The organism is Bradyrhizobium genomosp. I (2014), from assembly GCF_000261685.1.
Taxonomy (GTDB): domain Bacteria; phylum Pseudomonadota; class Alphaproteobacteria; order Rhizobiales; family Xanthobacteraceae; genus Bradyrhizobium.
The window spans coordinates 1-14,476 of sequence record NZ_AJQE01000052.1 but is presented as its reverse complement, the minus strand read 5'-3'; the positions used below and the strand labels follow the sequence as shown (position 1 = coordinate 14,476).

The 14,476-nt window shown below is 63.3% G+C and carries 17 protein-coding genes, 2 tRNA genes and 2 pseudogenes; 9 read left to right on the top strand and 12 right to left on the bottom strand.

Features of this window, described 5'->3' with window-relative positions:
• The coding region (locus IC50_RS42770; RefSeq protein WP_210161539.1) for a hypothetical protein at positions 1–203 on the top strand (203 nt) is incomplete at its 5' end.
• Positions 204–219: 16 nt separating this feature from the next.
• Here the strand turns inward: IC50_RS42770 and IC50_RS06040 are convergent.
• Positions 220–594, bottom strand: a complete 375-nt coding sequence (locus tag IC50_RS06040; protein ID WP_035701725.1) for a hypothetical protein — start codon at positions 592–594, stop codon at positions 220–222.
• 101 nt (positions 595–695) lie between these two features.
• Here IC50_RS06040 and IC50_RS42380 point away from each other — a divergent pair, with 101 nt between their 5' ends.
• Positions 696–860: a hypothetical protein gene (locus IC50_RS42380; protein ID WP_193374095.1), complete on the top strand. Its 165-nt coding sequence runs from the start codon at positions 696–698 to the stop codon at positions 858–860.
• Between the two features lie 3 nt (positions 861–863).
• Here the strand turns inward: IC50_RS42380 and IC50_RS06035 are convergent, their stop codons facing one another.
• The gene (locus IC50_RS06035) at positions 864–1,052 is read right to left on the bottom strand and encodes a hypothetical protein (protein ID WP_050990918.1); all 189 of its coding nucleotides are present in this window, start codon (positions 1,050–1,052) and stop codon (positions 864–866) included.
• 262 nt (positions 1,053–1,314) lie between these two features.
• Between IC50_RS06035 and IC50_RS06030 the strand changes: the two genes are divergently transcribed.
• Positions 1,315–2,028 carry a class I SAM-dependent methyltransferase gene (locus IC50_RS06030; protein WP_035701721.1) on the top strand — a complete coding sequence of 238 codons (714 nt, stop codon included), beginning with the start codon at positions 1,315–1,317 and terminating at the stop codon, positions 2,026–2,028.
• A gap of 96 nt (positions 2,029–2,124) precedes the next feature.
• The gene (locus IC50_RS06025; protein WP_035701718.1) at positions 2,125–3,957 is read left to right on the top strand and encodes an outer membrane protein assembly factor BamB family protein; all 1,833 of its coding nucleotides are present in this window, start codon (positions 2,125–2,127) and stop codon (positions 3,955–3,957) included.
• 223 nt (positions 3,958–4,180) lie between these two features.
• On the opposite strand, the gene IC50_RS06020 is transcribed toward IC50_RS06025, so the two are convergent.
• From IC50_RS06020 to IC50_RS06010, 3 genes are all read right to left on the bottom strand, one after another.
• On the bottom strand, positions 4,181–4,564 hold the full coding sequence (locus IC50_RS06020) for a hypothetical protein (protein ID WP_157460899.1): 384 nt from the start codon (positions 4,562–4,564) through the stop codon (positions 4,181–4,183).
• A gap of 272 nt (positions 4,565–4,836) precedes the next feature.
• A tRNA-Thr gene (locus IC50_RS06015) sits at positions 4,837–4,911 on the bottom strand.
• Positions 4,912–5,071: 160 nt separating this feature from the next.
• Positions 5,072–5,545, bottom strand: a complete 474-nt coding sequence (locus IC50_RS06010; protein ID WP_035701715.1) for a hypothetical protein — start codon at positions 5,543–5,545, stop codon at positions 5,072–5,074.
• 282 nt (positions 5,546–5,827) lie between these two features.
• On the opposite strand from IC50_RS06010, the gene IC50_RS06005 reads away from it, so the two are divergent.
• Positions 5,828–6,310, top strand: coding sequence for a hypothetical protein (locus tag IC50_RS06005; RefSeq protein WP_035701713.1), 483 nt, complete (start codon positions 5,828–5,830; stop codon positions 6,308–6,310).
• A 44-nt stretch (positions 6,311–6,354) separates the two neighbouring features.
• A complete protein-coding gene (locus IC50_RS06000; protein ID WP_035701710.1) occupies positions 6,355–6,852 on the top strand; it encodes a hypothetical protein in 498 nt (165 codons plus the stop codon).
• Between the two features lie 63 nt (positions 6,853–6,915).
• Here the strand turns inward: IC50_RS06000 and rlmB are convergent, their stop codons facing one another.
• Positions 6,916–7,746 (bottom strand): 23S rRNA (guanosine(2251)-2'-O)-methyltransferase RlmB, encoded by an 831-nt coding sequence (gene rlmB / locus IC50_RS05995; RefSeq protein ID WP_035701707.1) that lies wholly within the window; start codon positions 7,744–7,746, stop codon positions 6,916–6,918.
• A gap of 207 nt (positions 7,747–7,953) precedes the next feature.
• Between rlmB and IC50_RS05990 the strand changes: the two genes are divergently transcribed.
• Together IC50_RS05990 and IC50_RS05985 are read left to right on the top strand one after the other, a co-directional pair.
• Positions 7,954–8,039 (top strand) — tRNA-Tyr (locus IC50_RS05990).
• A gap of 180 nt (positions 8,040–8,219) precedes the next feature.
• A complete protein-coding gene (locus tag IC50_RS05985; protein ID WP_035701706.1) occupies positions 8,220–8,606 on the top strand; it encodes an HTH domain-containing protein in 387 nt (128 codons plus the stop codon).
• Here the strand turns inward: IC50_RS05985 and IC50_RS38920 are convergent.
• The 6 genes and pseudogenes from IC50_RS38920 to IC50_RS05970 form a co-directional block, all read right to left on the bottom strand.
• Positions 8,553–8,960 (bottom strand): hypothetical protein, encoded by a 408-nt coding sequence (locus tag IC50_RS38920; RefSeq protein ID WP_193374094.1) that lies wholly within the window; start codon positions 8,958–8,960, stop codon positions 8,553–8,555. The two genes, IC50_RS05985 and IC50_RS38920, sit on opposite strands and share 54 nt — an antisense overlap.
• 86 nt (positions 8,961–9,046) lie before the next feature.
• Entirely contained in the window at positions 9,047–9,709 is a 663-nt protein-coding gene (locus IC50_RS38915) for a class I SAM-dependent methyltransferase (RefSeq protein ID WP_081492383.1), read from the bottom strand.
• A gap of 208 nt (positions 9,710–9,917) precedes the next feature.
• Positions 9,918–10,092, bottom strand: a pseudogene (locus IC50_RS42990) (SOS response-associated peptidase); the annotation flags it as partial.
• A 589-nt stretch (positions 10,093–10,681) separates the two neighbouring features.
• Positions 10,682–10,900, bottom strand: a pseudogene (locus tag IC50_RS42985) (hypothetical protein); the annotation flags it as partial.
• A 48-nt stretch (positions 10,901–10,948) separates the two neighbouring features.
• Positions 10,949–11,980, bottom strand: a complete 1,032-nt coding sequence (locus IC50_RS05975; protein ID WP_035701701.1) for an LLM class flavin-dependent oxidoreductase — start codon at positions 11,978–11,980, stop codon at positions 10,949–10,951.
• A 93-nt stretch (positions 11,981–12,073) separates the two neighbouring features.
• A complete protein-coding gene (locus IC50_RS05970; protein WP_035701700.1) occupies positions 12,074–14,131 on the bottom strand; it encodes an ATP-dependent helicase in 2,058 nt (685 codons plus the stop codon).
• Between the two features lie 124 nt (positions 14,132–14,255).
• Here IC50_RS05970 and IC50_RS05965 point away from each other — a divergent pair.
• Positions 14,256–14,476: TMEM175 family protein (locus IC50_RS05965; RefSeq protein ID WP_035701728.1), on the top strand; the 221-nt coding region annotated here is incomplete at its 3' end.

Genomic DNA, 14,476 nt, shown 5'->3' with positions numbered 1-14,476 from the left:
CGCCTGCCGCCGGCCCTGAGTCCTTAACGAGTCCTGAATTCCGGGAAAAAGAATCCCTGGGACTCGTTGGCCGGAATCAGCGGATGTTTTGCGCCATGACGAGCGACCTGAAGACCTCCTGCGGGCACATGCTCCTGCCGCTCACGCTGGCGCTGTTCGGCGCCTGCGCGGCCAATCTCTGGCTGGTCTGGTCCTGGCTGTAGGCCTCTGACGGCGGCCTCATTTTTTGGCCGGTGGGCCGGATGCATCCCGGATGGCGGTACGCAATTTGGTCAGGGTCGCCGCACAATACTCCTCACGCTCGCGCTCGAAGCGCTCCTGATGCTTGCGGAAACTGGCGATGCGGGCCTGCATCTCGGTGCGGAAACCGCCGCTTGTCCGCGGCGGCGGGAGAGGTGCGGGCTGGGGCGGAAGGGGGGCTTGGGGCGGTTCGATCTCGACTGCGACCGCCTCCACGGCGACGATCTCCACCGCACCCGTCGAGCCGGCCGCGGGCGCCTCCGGCTGAAGGATCTCATCCTTCCTGCCGGTCACCGATTGGACGAAGGCCAGTGTCTGCGCGATCAGTGCGTCGCGCTCCGTGATCCATTTCATGATCCACCTCAGCCGCGCTCATTCCAGCAAAGTGGCTGCGTCGAATCAAGGAGGTCCGCAAAGGGATTGCATATTTTTCCCGGTCATCCGACATTAAGAGAATGGTTGCAGGCGAAGAACGGTCGGACGAAGCGGAGGGGCTGAGGCTCATCCGTGCGTTCCTGTCGCTGCCGGCCGACAAGCGGGCGGAGGTGATCACGTTTGCCGAGGAATTGGCGCGTGCCCACGCCCGGTCCGCGGAGGGCAAGGAGGTCTCGCCGCGGTGAGCGCTACCGCTCGCGCGGATTGACGTTGGGCTCGAACGGCGTGCCGACCACCCGCACCGTCTGGGCGGTGACGTCGATCGCCACCCTCTCGGCGGCCGGCTTCTCCGGCCCCGGCCCAAGCACAGGCTCGAACAGCGTCAACGTGCCGGCCACGGCGCCACAGCACAGCGTCACCGCCGCCAGCAGAAACATGTTTCGGTTTTCTTCCTTGATCAGCATGAGTCGAGAACGAGTGACGCACGTCTTTGGTTCCGATCCGGCATTTCATCGACCTATCGCGCCAGCAGAAATCCCATTGCGATTGCGAACAGCACGGCCATCATGACGATGGCTGTAACCGCACCGGCGACGATCCTGGCCTTCTCTTTGAACGTGGTGGAGCGCATCGCATGCGCAAACTACCTCATGTTGAGTCGATGTACACTGGCTCGCGACTTGGCTCGAGGCTCGTCCAATGATCTCCCATCGTCCTCCCGTACTCGCCCACGAACGTTTCCTCGCCGACCGCGCGAGTTTCGCGGGCCTTGATCTCGCCGCCCGGTTCGAGCGGATCGAGCGCACCAACCTTTGGGGCGCGGCCAACTCGGCGTCGGGCCTCGGTTCGGAAGATGCTGCGACAACGGCGGTCCGGGAGGCGCTTCCTCCGTTGCTGCAACGGCTCTGCGTGCGCTCGCTGCTGGATGCGCCCTGCGGCGATGCCGGATGGATTGGCCGGCTCGAGCTCGATATCGATTACACCGGCATCGACATCGTGCCGTCGCTGATCGAAGCCAACCGCCGGCGCGTCGCAGACGGCGGCTCGCCGGGCCGGTTTCTCGTCGCCGACATCACGCGCGATGCACTGCCGCGTGCGGACATCATTCTCTGCCGGGACTGTCTGGTGCATCTGAGCTTTGCGAACATCAATCGCGCCGTCGCGCAGTTTCGGATGAGCGACGCGCGCTTCCTGCTGGTCACCACCTTTCCCGAATGGGAGGAAAATCGGGATTGCGAGGACGGCGACTGGCGGGCATTGAACATGGAGAAGGCGCCGTTCAACTGGCCCGCGCCGGACGCGCTGATCAACGAGCGTTGCGAGGAGGGCAGTGGCGGCTGGCGCGACAAGAGCCTCGGGCTCTGGCGGCTGGACCAATTGCCGAATCGCGTTCGCTTGGCCACGGATCTGTGACGGCCGAGCGCGCAACGTCCATTGCATCCGCGATCGCGCCGGCGATAGATTTCGGGTTGTGTGAAGTGATCGCCAACTCGCCTGCCGGAGCCCGCGATGAGAGCATGTGCTGTCCTGGCCGCGTTGTTGACTTGGTGCAGCGCGCCGGCGCTGGCACAGCAGGACGGTGCCGCACTGTATGCCGCGCATTGCGCGCAATGCCACGATGGCGATGCTCAGGCCCGCGTGCCGAGCCACGGCGCCCTGCAGGCGATGTCGTTCGACCATGTGCTGGGAACGTTGACCTCGGGCAGCATGGCGGCCATGGCAAAGGACCGCAGCGACGCGGAACGCCGCGCGATAGCTGCCTTCGTCACGGGCAAGACCGCGGCTGGCGGGATTGCGGCCGACGCGGACGGCCGCTGCACGCAGCAGGGCAGCGGCTTTCCGCAAGCCCTCGACGGTCCGCGCTGGAACGGATGGGGCGTCGATGTCCGCAACAGCCGCTTCCAGCCGGCCGACATGGCCGGGCTGAGCGCGGCGCAGGTGCCGCATTTGCGGTTGAAATGGGCTTACGCCTTTCCCGGCGCCTCGGTGTCGTTTGCGCCGCCCACCATCGTCGGCGGCATGCTGTTCATCGGCGGCACCGATCGCAAGGTGCACGCGCTCGATGCGCGAAGCGGCTGCACGCTGTGGACTTTGGCGCTTGATGCGGCGGTGCGCGCCGCGATCAGCTTCGCGCCACTTCCGGGCTCCGACCAGTTCGCGATCTTCTTCGGCGATCTGCGCGCCAACGCCTATGCCGTGAACGCGCTGACCGGCGCGCTGATCTGGAAGACCAAGGTGGAGGAGCACGCAGCCGCGCGCATCACCGGCGCGCCGACGCTGCATTCCGGCGTGCTCTACGTGCCGGTATCCTCGATCGAAGAGGCCGCGGGCTCGCAAGCCTCTTACGAATGCTGTACCTTCCGCGGCAGCGTGGTGGCGCTGGACGCTGCGACCGGCAAGACGATCTGGCAGGCCTATACGATCCCGGAAGTGCCGCATCCGACCGGCAAGAACGCGAAGGGCACGCAGCTGTTCGGTCCGTCCGGCGCCGCGATCTGGTCGGCGCCGACGATCGATGCGCAGCGCACTGCGGTCTATGTGGCGACGAGCAATTCCTATTCGAATCCGCCGGCCGCGACCGCCGATGCGGTCCTGGCGTTCGAACTCGCAACCGGGAAGCTGCTGTGGAAGCAGCAGGCCACGCCCAAGGATGCGTTTGTCGTGGCCTGCTACGCCGCGGACAAGACCAATTGTCCCGACGACCCCGGGCCCGATCACGATTTCGGCCAGTCGCCTATCCTCGCCACCTTGCACGACGGCAGGCGCGTTCTCGCCATCGCGCAAAAGTCGGGCGTCGTGCACGCGTTCGATCCCGACGACGGTGGCAAGATCCAGTGGCAGACCCGGATCGGGAAGGGCGGCCCGCTCGGCGGCAGCGAATGGGGTTCGGCTGCGGACGGGGAGCGCATCTATGTCGCCAACTCCGACGTGCGCTTCACGCGCGACGGCACGCGGCAACTCGATTCCACGCAAGGCGGCGGCCTGTTCGGCCTCGACCTCGCCACCGGGAAGGTCGTGATGCAGGTGCCGCCGGTCGCCTGCGGCGAGCGCCTTCAATGCAGCCCCGCGCTTTCGGCTGCGGTGAGCCTGATCCCGGGCGTCGTGTTCTCCGGCGGCGTCAGCGGCTTCCTGCGTGCCTACGCCACCGACGGCAAGCTGCTGTGGGAGTTCGACACCGCGCGAGATTTCAAGGCGGTGAACGGCATCCCTGCCCACGGCGGTGCGATCGACGGCCCCGGGCCGGTCATCGCCGGCGGCATGGTCTACACGAATTCCGGCTACGGCCAATGGAGCGGTGTCGCCGGCAACGTGCTGCTGGCTTTCGAGGTGGGGACGGAGTGAGCAACACGCGTTCGCTCTCGTGTCCCGGACGCGCTGCAACGCGTTAGCGTTGCTGCGCTGGGCCGGGACCTAGAACGGCACGGAAGCATGCGGCACGATCGGCCCCGGCTCTGCAGCGCACCGCCAAGAGGCGCTGCGCTGCGTCCGGGGCAAGGGCCGATGGAGTCAGTCAGAGTTTGGCGGAAAGGCGTCGTGATCCACGACGCCTTCACCCAATGCAGCCCTAGTAATAAGCCGGGCCATGATCCCAAGCGTAGCTGCGGAACGGTGCGGTGGCGATGGCACCGGCGGCGCCGATCGCGGCGCCCGCAACATCGCCCGCGAAGTCCAACGGCGCAAATCCGGTCTGATGGGCCGGATAGTACGCGTAGCTCTGCCGCGGGTATCCGGCGCCGCCATAGTTGTAGAATGACGGCGAAACATATCCGTAGTAACGCCGCGGGTTTCCGGGACCGTGGTTCAAGCAATTCGCGTTCGGATGCCACTGCTTACACGAGCCCGGATATTGCACCACCGACTGATCTGCCGAGGCCGGGGTCGCCATCGCGGCCACCGCCATTGCCGCGGCGCCTGCCATTGCAGCTGTTGCCAGGTTCAAACGCTTCATTGTCAGCCTCCTTTTGTTTCGCTTGCGTAGGCCAAAGCATGAGGGCGGGTGTCGTTCCGGCGGTTTCCGGTCTTTCGGGCCCAGAGGAGTCAAACGGACGTGAGGAAACAGGCGCGAGGTCCGTGCGCATCAATGCAGTGTCACGGCTGCAACAATGACGGTATAGACTAGGTTTACCCGAACTTCGCCGACCGCGCGGCCCGCAGCGTACAACCTCAAGCGAATATCGGGCGTTCCCGAGCGCGACTAGTTCCAGCCAGGTCTTGTATCGCTGGTGCCGGCTGAGGGGATTGAACCCCCGACCTTCGGTTTACAAAACCGCTGCTCTACCGCTGAGCTAAGCCGGCGACACTTCAAAGCGGAGCAGAGCCCGGCATATGTGCCGGGCGTCAGCCCGCGTCGCAATATCAGACTTGGTTGGAAAGTGCCAGAACCCGAGATGCTCGTTGCAGGCACGAAACAGGCGGCCTTAAGGCCGCCTGATCCATCGCGCTCACTCTCGTCGACCTACTGGCAGATGTGCCGGCGGCCATCTTCGCCCTTGAACCAGGTGCCGGGCGTACAGACGAAGCCGTTGCGCTGGGCGTAGGTGCGGGTGTCCCATCCACGATTGTTCCAGCCGCGGTCCCACGAATTGTCATAGGCATAGGAATTGTCCCAGCCGCGGAATGGGGCGGTGGCAATCGCGCCAGCGGTGCCGATCGCGGCGCCGGCGACGCCGGCCGCGACGTCGGTCGGCCAGAAGCCGGTGCGGCTCCTGTTCCAGTCATTATTCCAGTCGCCATTGGTGTGGCGATAGGACATGCGGCGATGACGATAGCCGCTATCGGTGTACGGATTGCCGGGGCCAAGGTTCTGGCAGTTGGCGTTGGGGAATTGCGCCGAGCAGCGGCCTGGATTGGTGACGACCGCCTGCGCCATGGCAGGGCCTGCCAGCATGGTCGCTGCAATCGCCGTGGCCCCCAGAAGCTTGATGTTCATGGTTGTTCGCTCCCATTTTGTTGACGGGAGCTAAACGCTGAGGGCGCAGGACGTTCCGATGCAACCCTGGGATTTTCGCAGGCGAACAGTCAAACGGATGTGAGCACACGGCGCAGTTCCGGCGGCGGAGACCCGCGCCGTTAACGCTTCGCTAGTTCGCTTTGCAGCATTTGAGCGACGCGCAATCCTAACACATTAGGCTTACCGGAATTTGGTGAGGGGACCTTAACCCTCTCTGCGTCGCGATCGGATAGGTTGTCGCCGGATAACCGGGGTCTCTCCATGCGCGCTGTGGCGCTCGTCGTCTTTGTGATCGGACTGCCTGCGACGGCTTTTGCCGGCGGCTTCGATATCGTCGTTCCCGGCCGGCCCGGCGTGCCGATCATCATCAACAACATCGACGCGTCCTATAGTGTGGTCGAGGGCGTCTGGGGCCTGGGCAAGAACCAGCAGGTGCAGCCCACGATCTATGGCGGTCGCTATATCGCCGAGCGCCAGCCCGAAAACGTCGGTCATTATTATCCGACGCTTGGCCTGCGGCCCGGCTACGGCCGGCTCGAGGTCGAGCCGCCCGCGAACCGCAAATTGCCCAAGCCGGCCGAGAGCTACCATGAGAGTTTGGGCGCGTCCTCCGCGCCGCTTCCGCCACAGATGGATGTGCCCGTCGATCCGCCGCCGGTGATCTTCGCGCCCGAGATCAATGATCGTCCTCGGCCCCCTCGGCCGCGGCCGCATACAGAAATGCCCGGCAGACCGCCGGGTTGAAAAACGTGAAGACCCAAAAAAACGAAAATCAACAGGAGAGAGTAATGCGTCAGATGATTTCGGGACTGGTCGCGGCGGCCACCGTGATGTTCGCCGCCACCGCGCCTGCTGCGGCCTGCGGCTTCACCAGTTGCGCTCCGGTCTATTCCGGCTGCAACACCGGCTGCGGCGGCTATGGGTATGGGTATGGCTACGGCTACGGCGCCTATGAGCGTCTCGCCGAGCCGACCACGCAGTATTATTACGTGAACCAGGGCCCGACCTATACCGGTCCGGGCGCCTTCGCGCCCTATCCGACCTACCGTGAGGACGCAGTCGTCGCGCCTGCCAATTACGGCTATGGCTATCGTGCCGCTGCGGTCGCGCCGCCGGCCGCTTACCCCTATCGCCGTCCGTACTACCGTCCGTATCGCTATGGCTACGGCCCGCGCTACGGCTATCTGCCGCGCGTGCACTACGGCCATGCTCCGCGCTACGGCTATGCCCATCGCCACGTGCCGCACTACTACGGCGGTCACCGCGTGCTGCGCCGCTATTACTGATCTCTGATCGGCCAAAGCCAACGAGACGCCCGTCCGCGCGATGCGGATGGGCGTCTTGTTCTGTTAGGGCTTCATCAAGCCGAGCCGGCTAGCGCCGATATAGAGCGCGAGCACCGCGGCGTTCGAGACGTTGAGGCTCTTGATCTCGCCGGGCATGTCGAGCCGTGCCACGACGCTGCAGGTCTCGCGGGTCAATTGCCTGAGGCCCTTGCCTTCGGCGCCGAGCACGAGGGCAAGCGGCTCGCGCAGCGCGACGTCGCCGAGATCCTCGCTGCCTTCGCTGTCGAGGCCGACGGTCTGGAAACCGCGCTCGTTCAGCGCCGTCAGCGCACGGGCGAGGTTTTGGACCGTGACAATCGGGACCAGTTCGAGCGCGCCGGAGGCGGCCTTGGCCAGCACGCCGGTCGCTTCCGGACTGTGCCGCGCTGTGGTGACGATCGCCTTCACCGCAAACGCTGCGGCTGAGCGCAGGATGGCGCCGACATTGTGGGGGTCGGTGATCTGGTCGAGCACCAGCACCATGCCTTCCTGCTTCAACGTCTCGATGTCCGGCGAGGGCAGGGGATCGGCCTCGGCCAAGAGGCCCTGGTGCACGGCGTCGGGGGGCAGCAGCCGGTCGATCTCCTGGGGCCGCACGATCTCGGGCGCCACGCGGGTCTCGATATTCTCTTCCGCGAGGCGCCTTGCGGCATTCTCGGTCAGCGTCAGCTTGCGGATCCGGCGCCGAGGGTTGGCCAGCGCCATGGTGACGGTGTGCCAGCCATAGAGAATGACGGGTCCGTCGGGTTGCGAATCACGGTCGCGCCAAGCCGGCCGGCCGGCCGATTTCCCGGGCCGGTTGAAGGGCTTAGCCCCGCCGCGAGCCCCCTTGGGGCCGAATTTTCGATCCTTCATGGGCTCGCTTCTGTCACGGGTTCCGCAATATGGCAATTTCGGTGCCTGTGAGGGCGATTTTAGCTGTTTGCCTCGGTTGACTTTGCCCCACCGCTTCGCCCATAAACGCGCCCGGTCGCGCCCCGATCCGGGTTGTCGCGGCCTTCACGTTCCATGGCCGTCTTCGGTCCGCCGGCAAGGTCCGGCCCGATTGTGCTGCCGTCGAGCGGGGGAGTGTCCCGAGTGGCAAAGGGAGCTGACTGTAAATCAGCCGCCTCATGGCTTCGCAGGTTCGAGTCCTGCCTCCCCCACCATCTTGTAATCGTTGAAGTATTCTCGACCATTCCGCCCAGGAGCCCGCCGCGACGGACGCGGCAGGGTAACGCCAGATTGGGCTGCGCGTCCGGTCCCGGCGGTCGCTCTTTCTGTGCAGATTTGGCCGAGTGTTCGATTCGCTAGCCGAGCCGCGAGTTTCCCCTAGGTCCGATCCTGCTATGCTATTCGAGCGTCCCGATCTGGATCAGATGTTGCCGATGCGAGGTTACGAAACGCCAATAGTTTTAACGGAGAATGGGCACGACCGCGCGGATGGGGAAGGTCAAACCTACCTGCGCGTCGCGGAGATTGTTCTTTCAGAAGCTCTGTCGCCGCTGAAGGCGCGTGAGATCGTGGAACGCGGGATCGAGCAAGGCTTATTTGGCGATCATGTCATGAGCCGGACGCCTGAAAAATCCATGCAGGCTCGCTTGAGCATCGACATCCTGTCACAGGGGCAAAATTCTCGGTTCGCACGCACGTCCAAAGGGCGCTTTACGCTTCGCTCCAAGCTATCCGACAGCAGAGGGAGCGAGGGTGGGTCCGAAGAGGATCGAGTTGAATAAAGGAGCGCAGCAGGCAACAAATTTGCTTGCGTCAAGCGAATCCCACATTGGCTGAGTTAGTCCTCCTGGGAAGGATTTATGCTCGTATCCTTCCATGATGAGTCCCGCGTGCTCGACGATGCATGGGACCTTTGTGTGTCGGTACGCGGACTCGATTTTAAATTTCACCATCGCACTAAGATCGCACAGCAGCGGCTCGGATGTGGGTACCTTGCGAAACTCTAGTTCAAAAAGCTCGCCCAATTTTTTCCCCGGTTGCGAGGCCAGTTCAAGTTGGTCCTTTGCAAGTTGCCATTCTTCTTTTTTATAGTTGCTCCATGAGCAGTAGATGATCTTGATGGGCTTCGTCGCCATTCTAAGACCTCATATGTTGAAGTAAGTTGGCGACTTCGCTTGTAATATCAGCCGACCCAACTGAAATGACTTCGATATTGCGCGCTCTAAATAATCGCCGCTCGAAGTCGGAAGGATCTGGTAATACGATGTAAGCGCGGCGAGATTCGCGTGATGCTGTGAAAATGTGGAATGTTATTATTGGGATGGACTTCATGGATCATTGCAGACTCTGCGCGTAGTACGTGATGTCTCGCATACCGGCTCAGGTAGAAATTGTGCGGTAGCAATGTCGGATGAAAGCCCGGATGGGCGGACAAGTCGTGGGGGCCGTCGTCGAATGCAACAACGAAGTGTCTGCCGCCATTCGCGGTTCTCTCGATGGCTAAATCAATTGTCGCAGTAATTGCGTCTTGTGACGGGAGGCAATGTAGGAGGCCGTACATCACGACAATGTCGTAGACTCGGGATCGTGTTAGGTAGTCCTCGGCGTCCGCGACTACCCAGTTTATACTCGGGTGGGGAAACGCCCGTCGTCCATTTGCAATGCCTTGGGCGGAGCAATCGACTGCGTCAACCGCAGCCCCAGCGCGCGCAAATGCAATGGCGTTTTTTCCTTCACCACAGCCGAGGTCTAGGACGGATAGGCCTTCACACGACGAGCGCTCCTTGAGAAAGGCCTTTATCAGCGCTCCGGGCGCATCTCCCCAAAAACATGGACAAGATTTGTAGCCGTTTTCGTAGCCGCCCTGTGGAGTAGCGCTGTTCATGGACCGAGGCGTGAGGAGAGGAATAGGAAGAGAATTGCAATTGATGATATTGTAGAACCGCGAGTACAACCAAGCGAAAAATATCTAAACCACGGCAGAACAGCCGGGTCTGATGGTGCCTGCTGTCCATGCTGCGCTGCAGAGGGGCGCGAGCGACGATTGGGCGGCCCGCATTGCAGCGGCCCTGCCGTACGCGCTGGTGGCGGCATCCCCAGCGCATCATCGCAAGCTGGGGGCCGCTCTCCGTGTTGCGAATGACGGGCGCGGGATATTCGGGAAAGACGCCCGGCATGGGCGCGAGGTTGCCGACGTACCGGTTGACGACCCCGGAATAGGTTCAGGATGGCCGCCGTATTAGTTGTTATCGAATAGAGGTTGCACATTGCGGAAGCTAACTGTTCGGTCCCGATTTTTCGCTTCCAGCAGCTAGTGGATTTTTCCCGTATTCCAGTTCGATTTCGGCCACCTTATCGATGAGGGACGCAACCTCGATCCGCCGCTCCTCAACGGTCATCGGCATTTGGGTGAACAGTAAGATCGCTTTTTGGATCGGCGCCGTCAGTTTGACCCGGCCCACTTCGCGAAGCGTTGCGGTTCGCTCTGCTCCACCCTGAGATAGCAACGCTGATGCGAGCGTAGCTAAGGCTGACAGGATAACGACGGCGTATTTCAACCAATCCTCAAATTCGACGCCGGTTGATGCCTTGTGGGGAATTGGGAACGCTGCAACGACCGTTGTTGCTGCTGTCAGTACGAGAGTTATAAACCGGAGAAATAGGCTATAAAACTCCCACCTCTTGGCCTGGTCCTCATACCACTGGCGGGTGTTGAGCACGTGACCACCAATCAGCGCGTTTGCCTGTTCTTCGCTTAGCACAGTGGGCTTCGAGCAATCATCATCATTCATGAAGGCGACCTCGGTCCAGAAGAGAAAACCATATCGAACCGCAACTTCGACGAGCGCGCAAGATTTTATCGCTCTCCCGGCCACCACGTTGACGGCGGATCGCTTGCCGAAATCTTCGTCGGTCGTAGCGCGACCGAGTGGCTGCGCTTGTACGGATAGCCACGCACTTGCGAGCAGTCCTTGCACCGCAGGTAGCGCTCCAGCTCGTGGACCGGCGTACACTTCGGACGCCGCACGATGTCGAGTGCAACGGTCTGGTTGGTGTCGCAGGCGAGGCAACGGATTTAGAGATCGAAGCCCGAAGGGCGAAGACGGACTGACCCGAGTCCGCGCTACCCCATCATCTCCCGCACCATCGGCATCACCTTCCGCCCATAGAGCTCGATGCTCCGCATCAGCTTCTCATGCGGCAAAGGTCCTGCCGAGTACTTCAACTGAAACCGCGAAATGCCGAGCGCCTTCGCGGTCTTCGCGATCTTCCGCGCCACCGTTTCCGGCGAGCCGACATAGAGCGAGCCATGCTCGGCCTCGCTCACGAACTCGTCGCGCCCCATCGGCGGCCAGCCGCGTTCCTTGCCGATGCGGTCGCGCATGGCCTTGTAATCGGGCCACAGCTCCTCGCGCGCCTGCGCATCTGTCTCGGCGACGTAGCCCGGAGAATGCACGCCGATCGGCTGGGCCGGGCGGCCGAATTCCCTGAAGGCGCGGTGATAGAGATCGACATAGGGCGCAAAGCGCGCGGGATCGCCGCCGATGATCGCGAGCATCAGGGGCAGATCGTAATGCGCGGCGCGCACCACCGATTGCGGGCTGCCACCGACGCCGATCCAGGTTTTCAGCGTGCCGTTCTCGACCGGCGGATAGACCAGCTGATCCCGCAGCGGCGGACGAAGCTTGCCTTCCCAGGTCACCGGCTGCTGCGACAAGAGCGCGGCGAACAAATCAAGCTTCTCCTCGAACAGCTCCTCGTATTTGCGCAGGTCGAAGCCGAACAGCGGGAAGGATTCGGTGAATGAGCCGCGGCCGAGGATCACCTCGGCGCGACCGTTCGACAGCGCATCCAGCGTGGCAAAGCGCTGGAACACGCGGATTGGATCGTCCGAAGACAGCACCGTCACGGCAGAGCCCAGATGGATGCGTTTGGTGCGCGATGCGATCGCGGCCAGCACGGTCTCGGGTGAGGAGATTGCGAAGTCGGCGCGGTGATGCTCGCCCAGCCCGATGAAATCGAGCCCGAGCTCGTCGGCCAGCACCGCCTCGTCGACGACGTTGCGGATCGCCTGCGCGTGCGGGAGCATGCTGCCTGAGGCGTCCCTGGTGACGTCGCCAAAGGTATCCAGTCCGAATTCAAGCGGTGCGGTCATCGATCAGGTCTCTGTGGGATGATCGACCAGATCTAAAGGACGGCGGCCGGGTCACAAGCGCACATGTGGAAATGCTCGGTTTCCGTGGCCGGCCTACCGCCACATCCCGCGCATCCTTGCCCCGATGTCGATCTTGGGCCCCTGTGCCGCGGTGCGCGCTGCGCTCGCCGCCGCCTTCGGCCAGGCGGTGCGCTCGAACAGATAGACCAGGGATTCCGGGATGAAGCGGGTGCGCGAGGCGTAGACGTGGCGGTCGCCCTTGGCGGCCTGGCCGTGGGTGAAGAAGCGCTGCGGCACGACGAGGTGAAGATCGTCCTTGGCGCGCGTCATCGCGACATAGAGCAGGCGGCGCTCCTCCTCGAGCTCGGCGCTGGTGCCGGCGCCGAGATCGGATGGCATGCAGCCGTCGACGACATTGAGCATGAACACCGATTTCCACTCCTGGCCTTTGGCGGAGTGGATGGTGGAGAGGATCAGATAGTCCTCGTCGCGCAACGGGGGGCCTGACTTGTCGCTGGTCGCATCCGGCGGATCGAGCGTGAGCTCGGTCAAGAATTTCTCGCGCGAGGCATAGCCGCTGGCGATCTGCTCGAGCTGCATCAGGTCGGCGCGGCGGGTCTCGGAATCCTCGTGGATGCGATCCAGATGCGGCTCGTACCAGAGCCGCACGCGCTCGAGATCGACCGGCCATTCCGAATAGCGCAGATTTTCGACCGTGCGGACGAAGTCGGTCCAGTCGTCGCCGGTGCGCGCCGGCACCGGGAGCCGGCCGAGCGCGGCAAGTGGGTCTGCGTTTTCCGCCATCTGGTCGAGCACGCGCTGTGCGGTCGCGGGGCCGATGCCCGGCAACAGATGCAGGATGCGAAAGCCGGCGACGCGGTCGCGCGGATTTTCGGCAAAGCGCAACAGGGCCAGCACGTCCTTGACATGCGCGGCATCGAGGAATTTCAGCCCGCCGAACTTGACGAAGGGGATGTTGCGACGCGTGAGCTCGATCTCCAGCGGACCCGAATGCGAGGAGGTGCGGAACAGCACGGCCTGGTGCTTGAGCAACGCGCCTTGCTCGCGGTTCGCCAGCACCGCTTCGACGATGTAGCGCGCCTGGTCGGCTTCGTCGTGGACGGTGACGAGCTGCGGCTTCTGCCCGGAGGTGCGGTCGGTCCAGAGATTTTTTGTGAAGCGCTCGCGCGCGAGCCCGATAACTCCATTGGCTGCCGCCAGCACCGCTTGCGTCGAGCGGTAATTGCGGTCGAGCGTGATCATGTCCGCGCGGGGCGAGAAGCTCTGCGGAAACTCCAGGATGTTGCGCACGGTGGCGGCGCGGAACGAGTAGATCGACTGCGCGTCGTCGCCGACCACGGTAAGGCCGCGCCCGTCGGGCTTGAGCGCCAGCAGGATCGAGGATTGCAGGCGGTTGGTGTCCTGATATTCGTCGACCAGCACATGATCGAAGCGGCCGCCGATCTCTTCCGCGATCAGCGCATCGCTCATCATCTGCGACCAGTAGAGCAGCAAATCGTCGTAATCGAGCACGTGCTGGGTCTGCTTGGCCTCGACGTAAGCGGCGAACAGGCCCTTCAGCTCGGCGGCCCAGCCGCTGCACCAGGGATAGTGCTGGCCGAGTACCTTCTCGATCTCCATCTCGGCGTTGACGCAGCGGGAATAGATCGACAGGCAGGTGCCCTTGACGGGAAAGCGGCTCGCGGTCTTCGACAATCCACGCTCGTGCCGCACCAGGTTCATCAGATCGGCAGAATCCTCGCGGTCATGGATGGTGAAGGCGGGATCGACGCCGATCCGCTCGGCATATTCGCGCAAGAGCCGCGCGCCGATGCCATGGAAGGTACCGGCCCAGGTGAGCGCATCGCGCATGATCGCGGCGTTGCTCTCGCCCAGCACCTTGCGGGCGATGCGCTCGACGCGGCCGGCCATTTCCGCCGCGGCGCGGCGGGAAAACGTCATCAGCAGAATGCGGCGGGGATCGCTGCCAGCGACGATCAGATGCGCGACGCGGTGGGCCAGCGTGTTGGTCTTGCCGGAGCCCGCGCCGGCGATGACGAGCAGGGGAGCGCCCACGGTCGAGCCCTCGGCCACGCCATGCTCGACGGCGCGGCGCTGCTCCGCGTTGAGCGTGTCCAGATATGTCGCCACGAATCGCCCCGGTGAAAGGATGAGAATCGGCGATCCCGCCGCGAATCGCAATGCGGCTGGACGGAACCGGAATTAGGACTTAGGGGAAAGGCGGCCCCCAGTTCCAGCGCACCCCATGCCCGACATGACCGAGCTCAAGCCCGACCAGTTCGAGATGCGACGGCTGGAATCGCTCAGCAACACCATTTTCGGTGTCGGCATGACGCTTCTCGCCTATGATCTGCCCAAGGCTGCTGTGTTCACCAGCGCGCCCGACTGGAACGATCTTGCCCGGGTCTATTCGGGCAAGCTGATAGGTTTTGCGCTCAGCTTCATCATCGCCGGCGTGTTCTGGATCAGCCATCA

Coding starts and splice junctions, on each gene's coding strand:
- IC50_RS06040 (WP_035701725.1), bottom strand. CDS start 594: ATGAAATGGATCACGGAGCGCGACGCACTGATCGCGCAGACACTGGCC.
- IC50_RS42380 (WP_193374095.1), top strand. CDS start 696: ATGGTTGCAGGCGAAGAACGGTCGGACGAAGCGGAGGGGCTGAGGCTC.
- IC50_RS06035 (WP_050990918.1), bottom strand. CDS start 1,052: ATGTTTCTGCTGGCGGCGGTGACGCTGTGCTGTGGCGCCGTGGCCGGC.
- IC50_RS06030 (WP_035701721.1), top strand. CDS start 1,315: ATGATCTCCCATCGTCCTCCCGTACTCGCCCACGAACGTTTCCTCGCC.
- IC50_RS06025 (WP_035701718.1), top strand. CDS start 2,125: ATGAGAGCATGTGCTGTCCTGGCCGCGTTGTTGACTTGGTGCAGCGCG.
- IC50_RS06020 (WP_157460899.1), bottom strand. CDS start 4,564: ATGAAGCGTTTGAACCTGGCAACAGCTGCAATGGCAGGCGCCGCGGCA.
- IC50_RS06010 (WP_035701715.1), bottom strand. CDS start 5,545: ATGAACATCAAGCTTCTGGGGGCCACGGCGATTGCAGCGACCATGCTG.
- IC50_RS06005 (WP_035701713.1), top strand. CDS start 5,828: ATGCGCGCTGTGGCGCTCGTCGTCTTTGTGATCGGACTGCCTGCGACG.
- IC50_RS06000 (WP_035701710.1), top strand. CDS start 6,355: ATGCGTCAGATGATTTCGGGACTGGTCGCGGCGGCCACCGTGATGTTC.
- rlmB (WP_035701707.1), bottom strand. CDS start 7,746: ATGAAGGATCGAAAATTCGGCCCCAAGGGGGCTCGCGGCGGGGCTAAG.
- IC50_RS05985 (WP_035701706.1), top strand. CDS start 8,220: ATGCTATTCGAGCGTCCCGATCTGGATCAGATGTTGCCGATGCGAGGT.
- IC50_RS38920 (WP_193374094.1), bottom strand. CDS start 8,960: ATGGCGACGAAGCCCATCAAGATCATCTACTGCTCATGGAGCAACTAT.
- IC50_RS38915 (WP_081492383.1), bottom strand. CDS start 9,709: ATGAACAGCGCTACTCCACAGGGCGGCTACGAAAACGGCTACAAATCT.
- IC50_RS05975 (WP_035701701.1), bottom strand. CDS start 11,980: ATGACCGCACCGCTTGAATTCGGACTGGATACCTTTGGCGACGTCACC.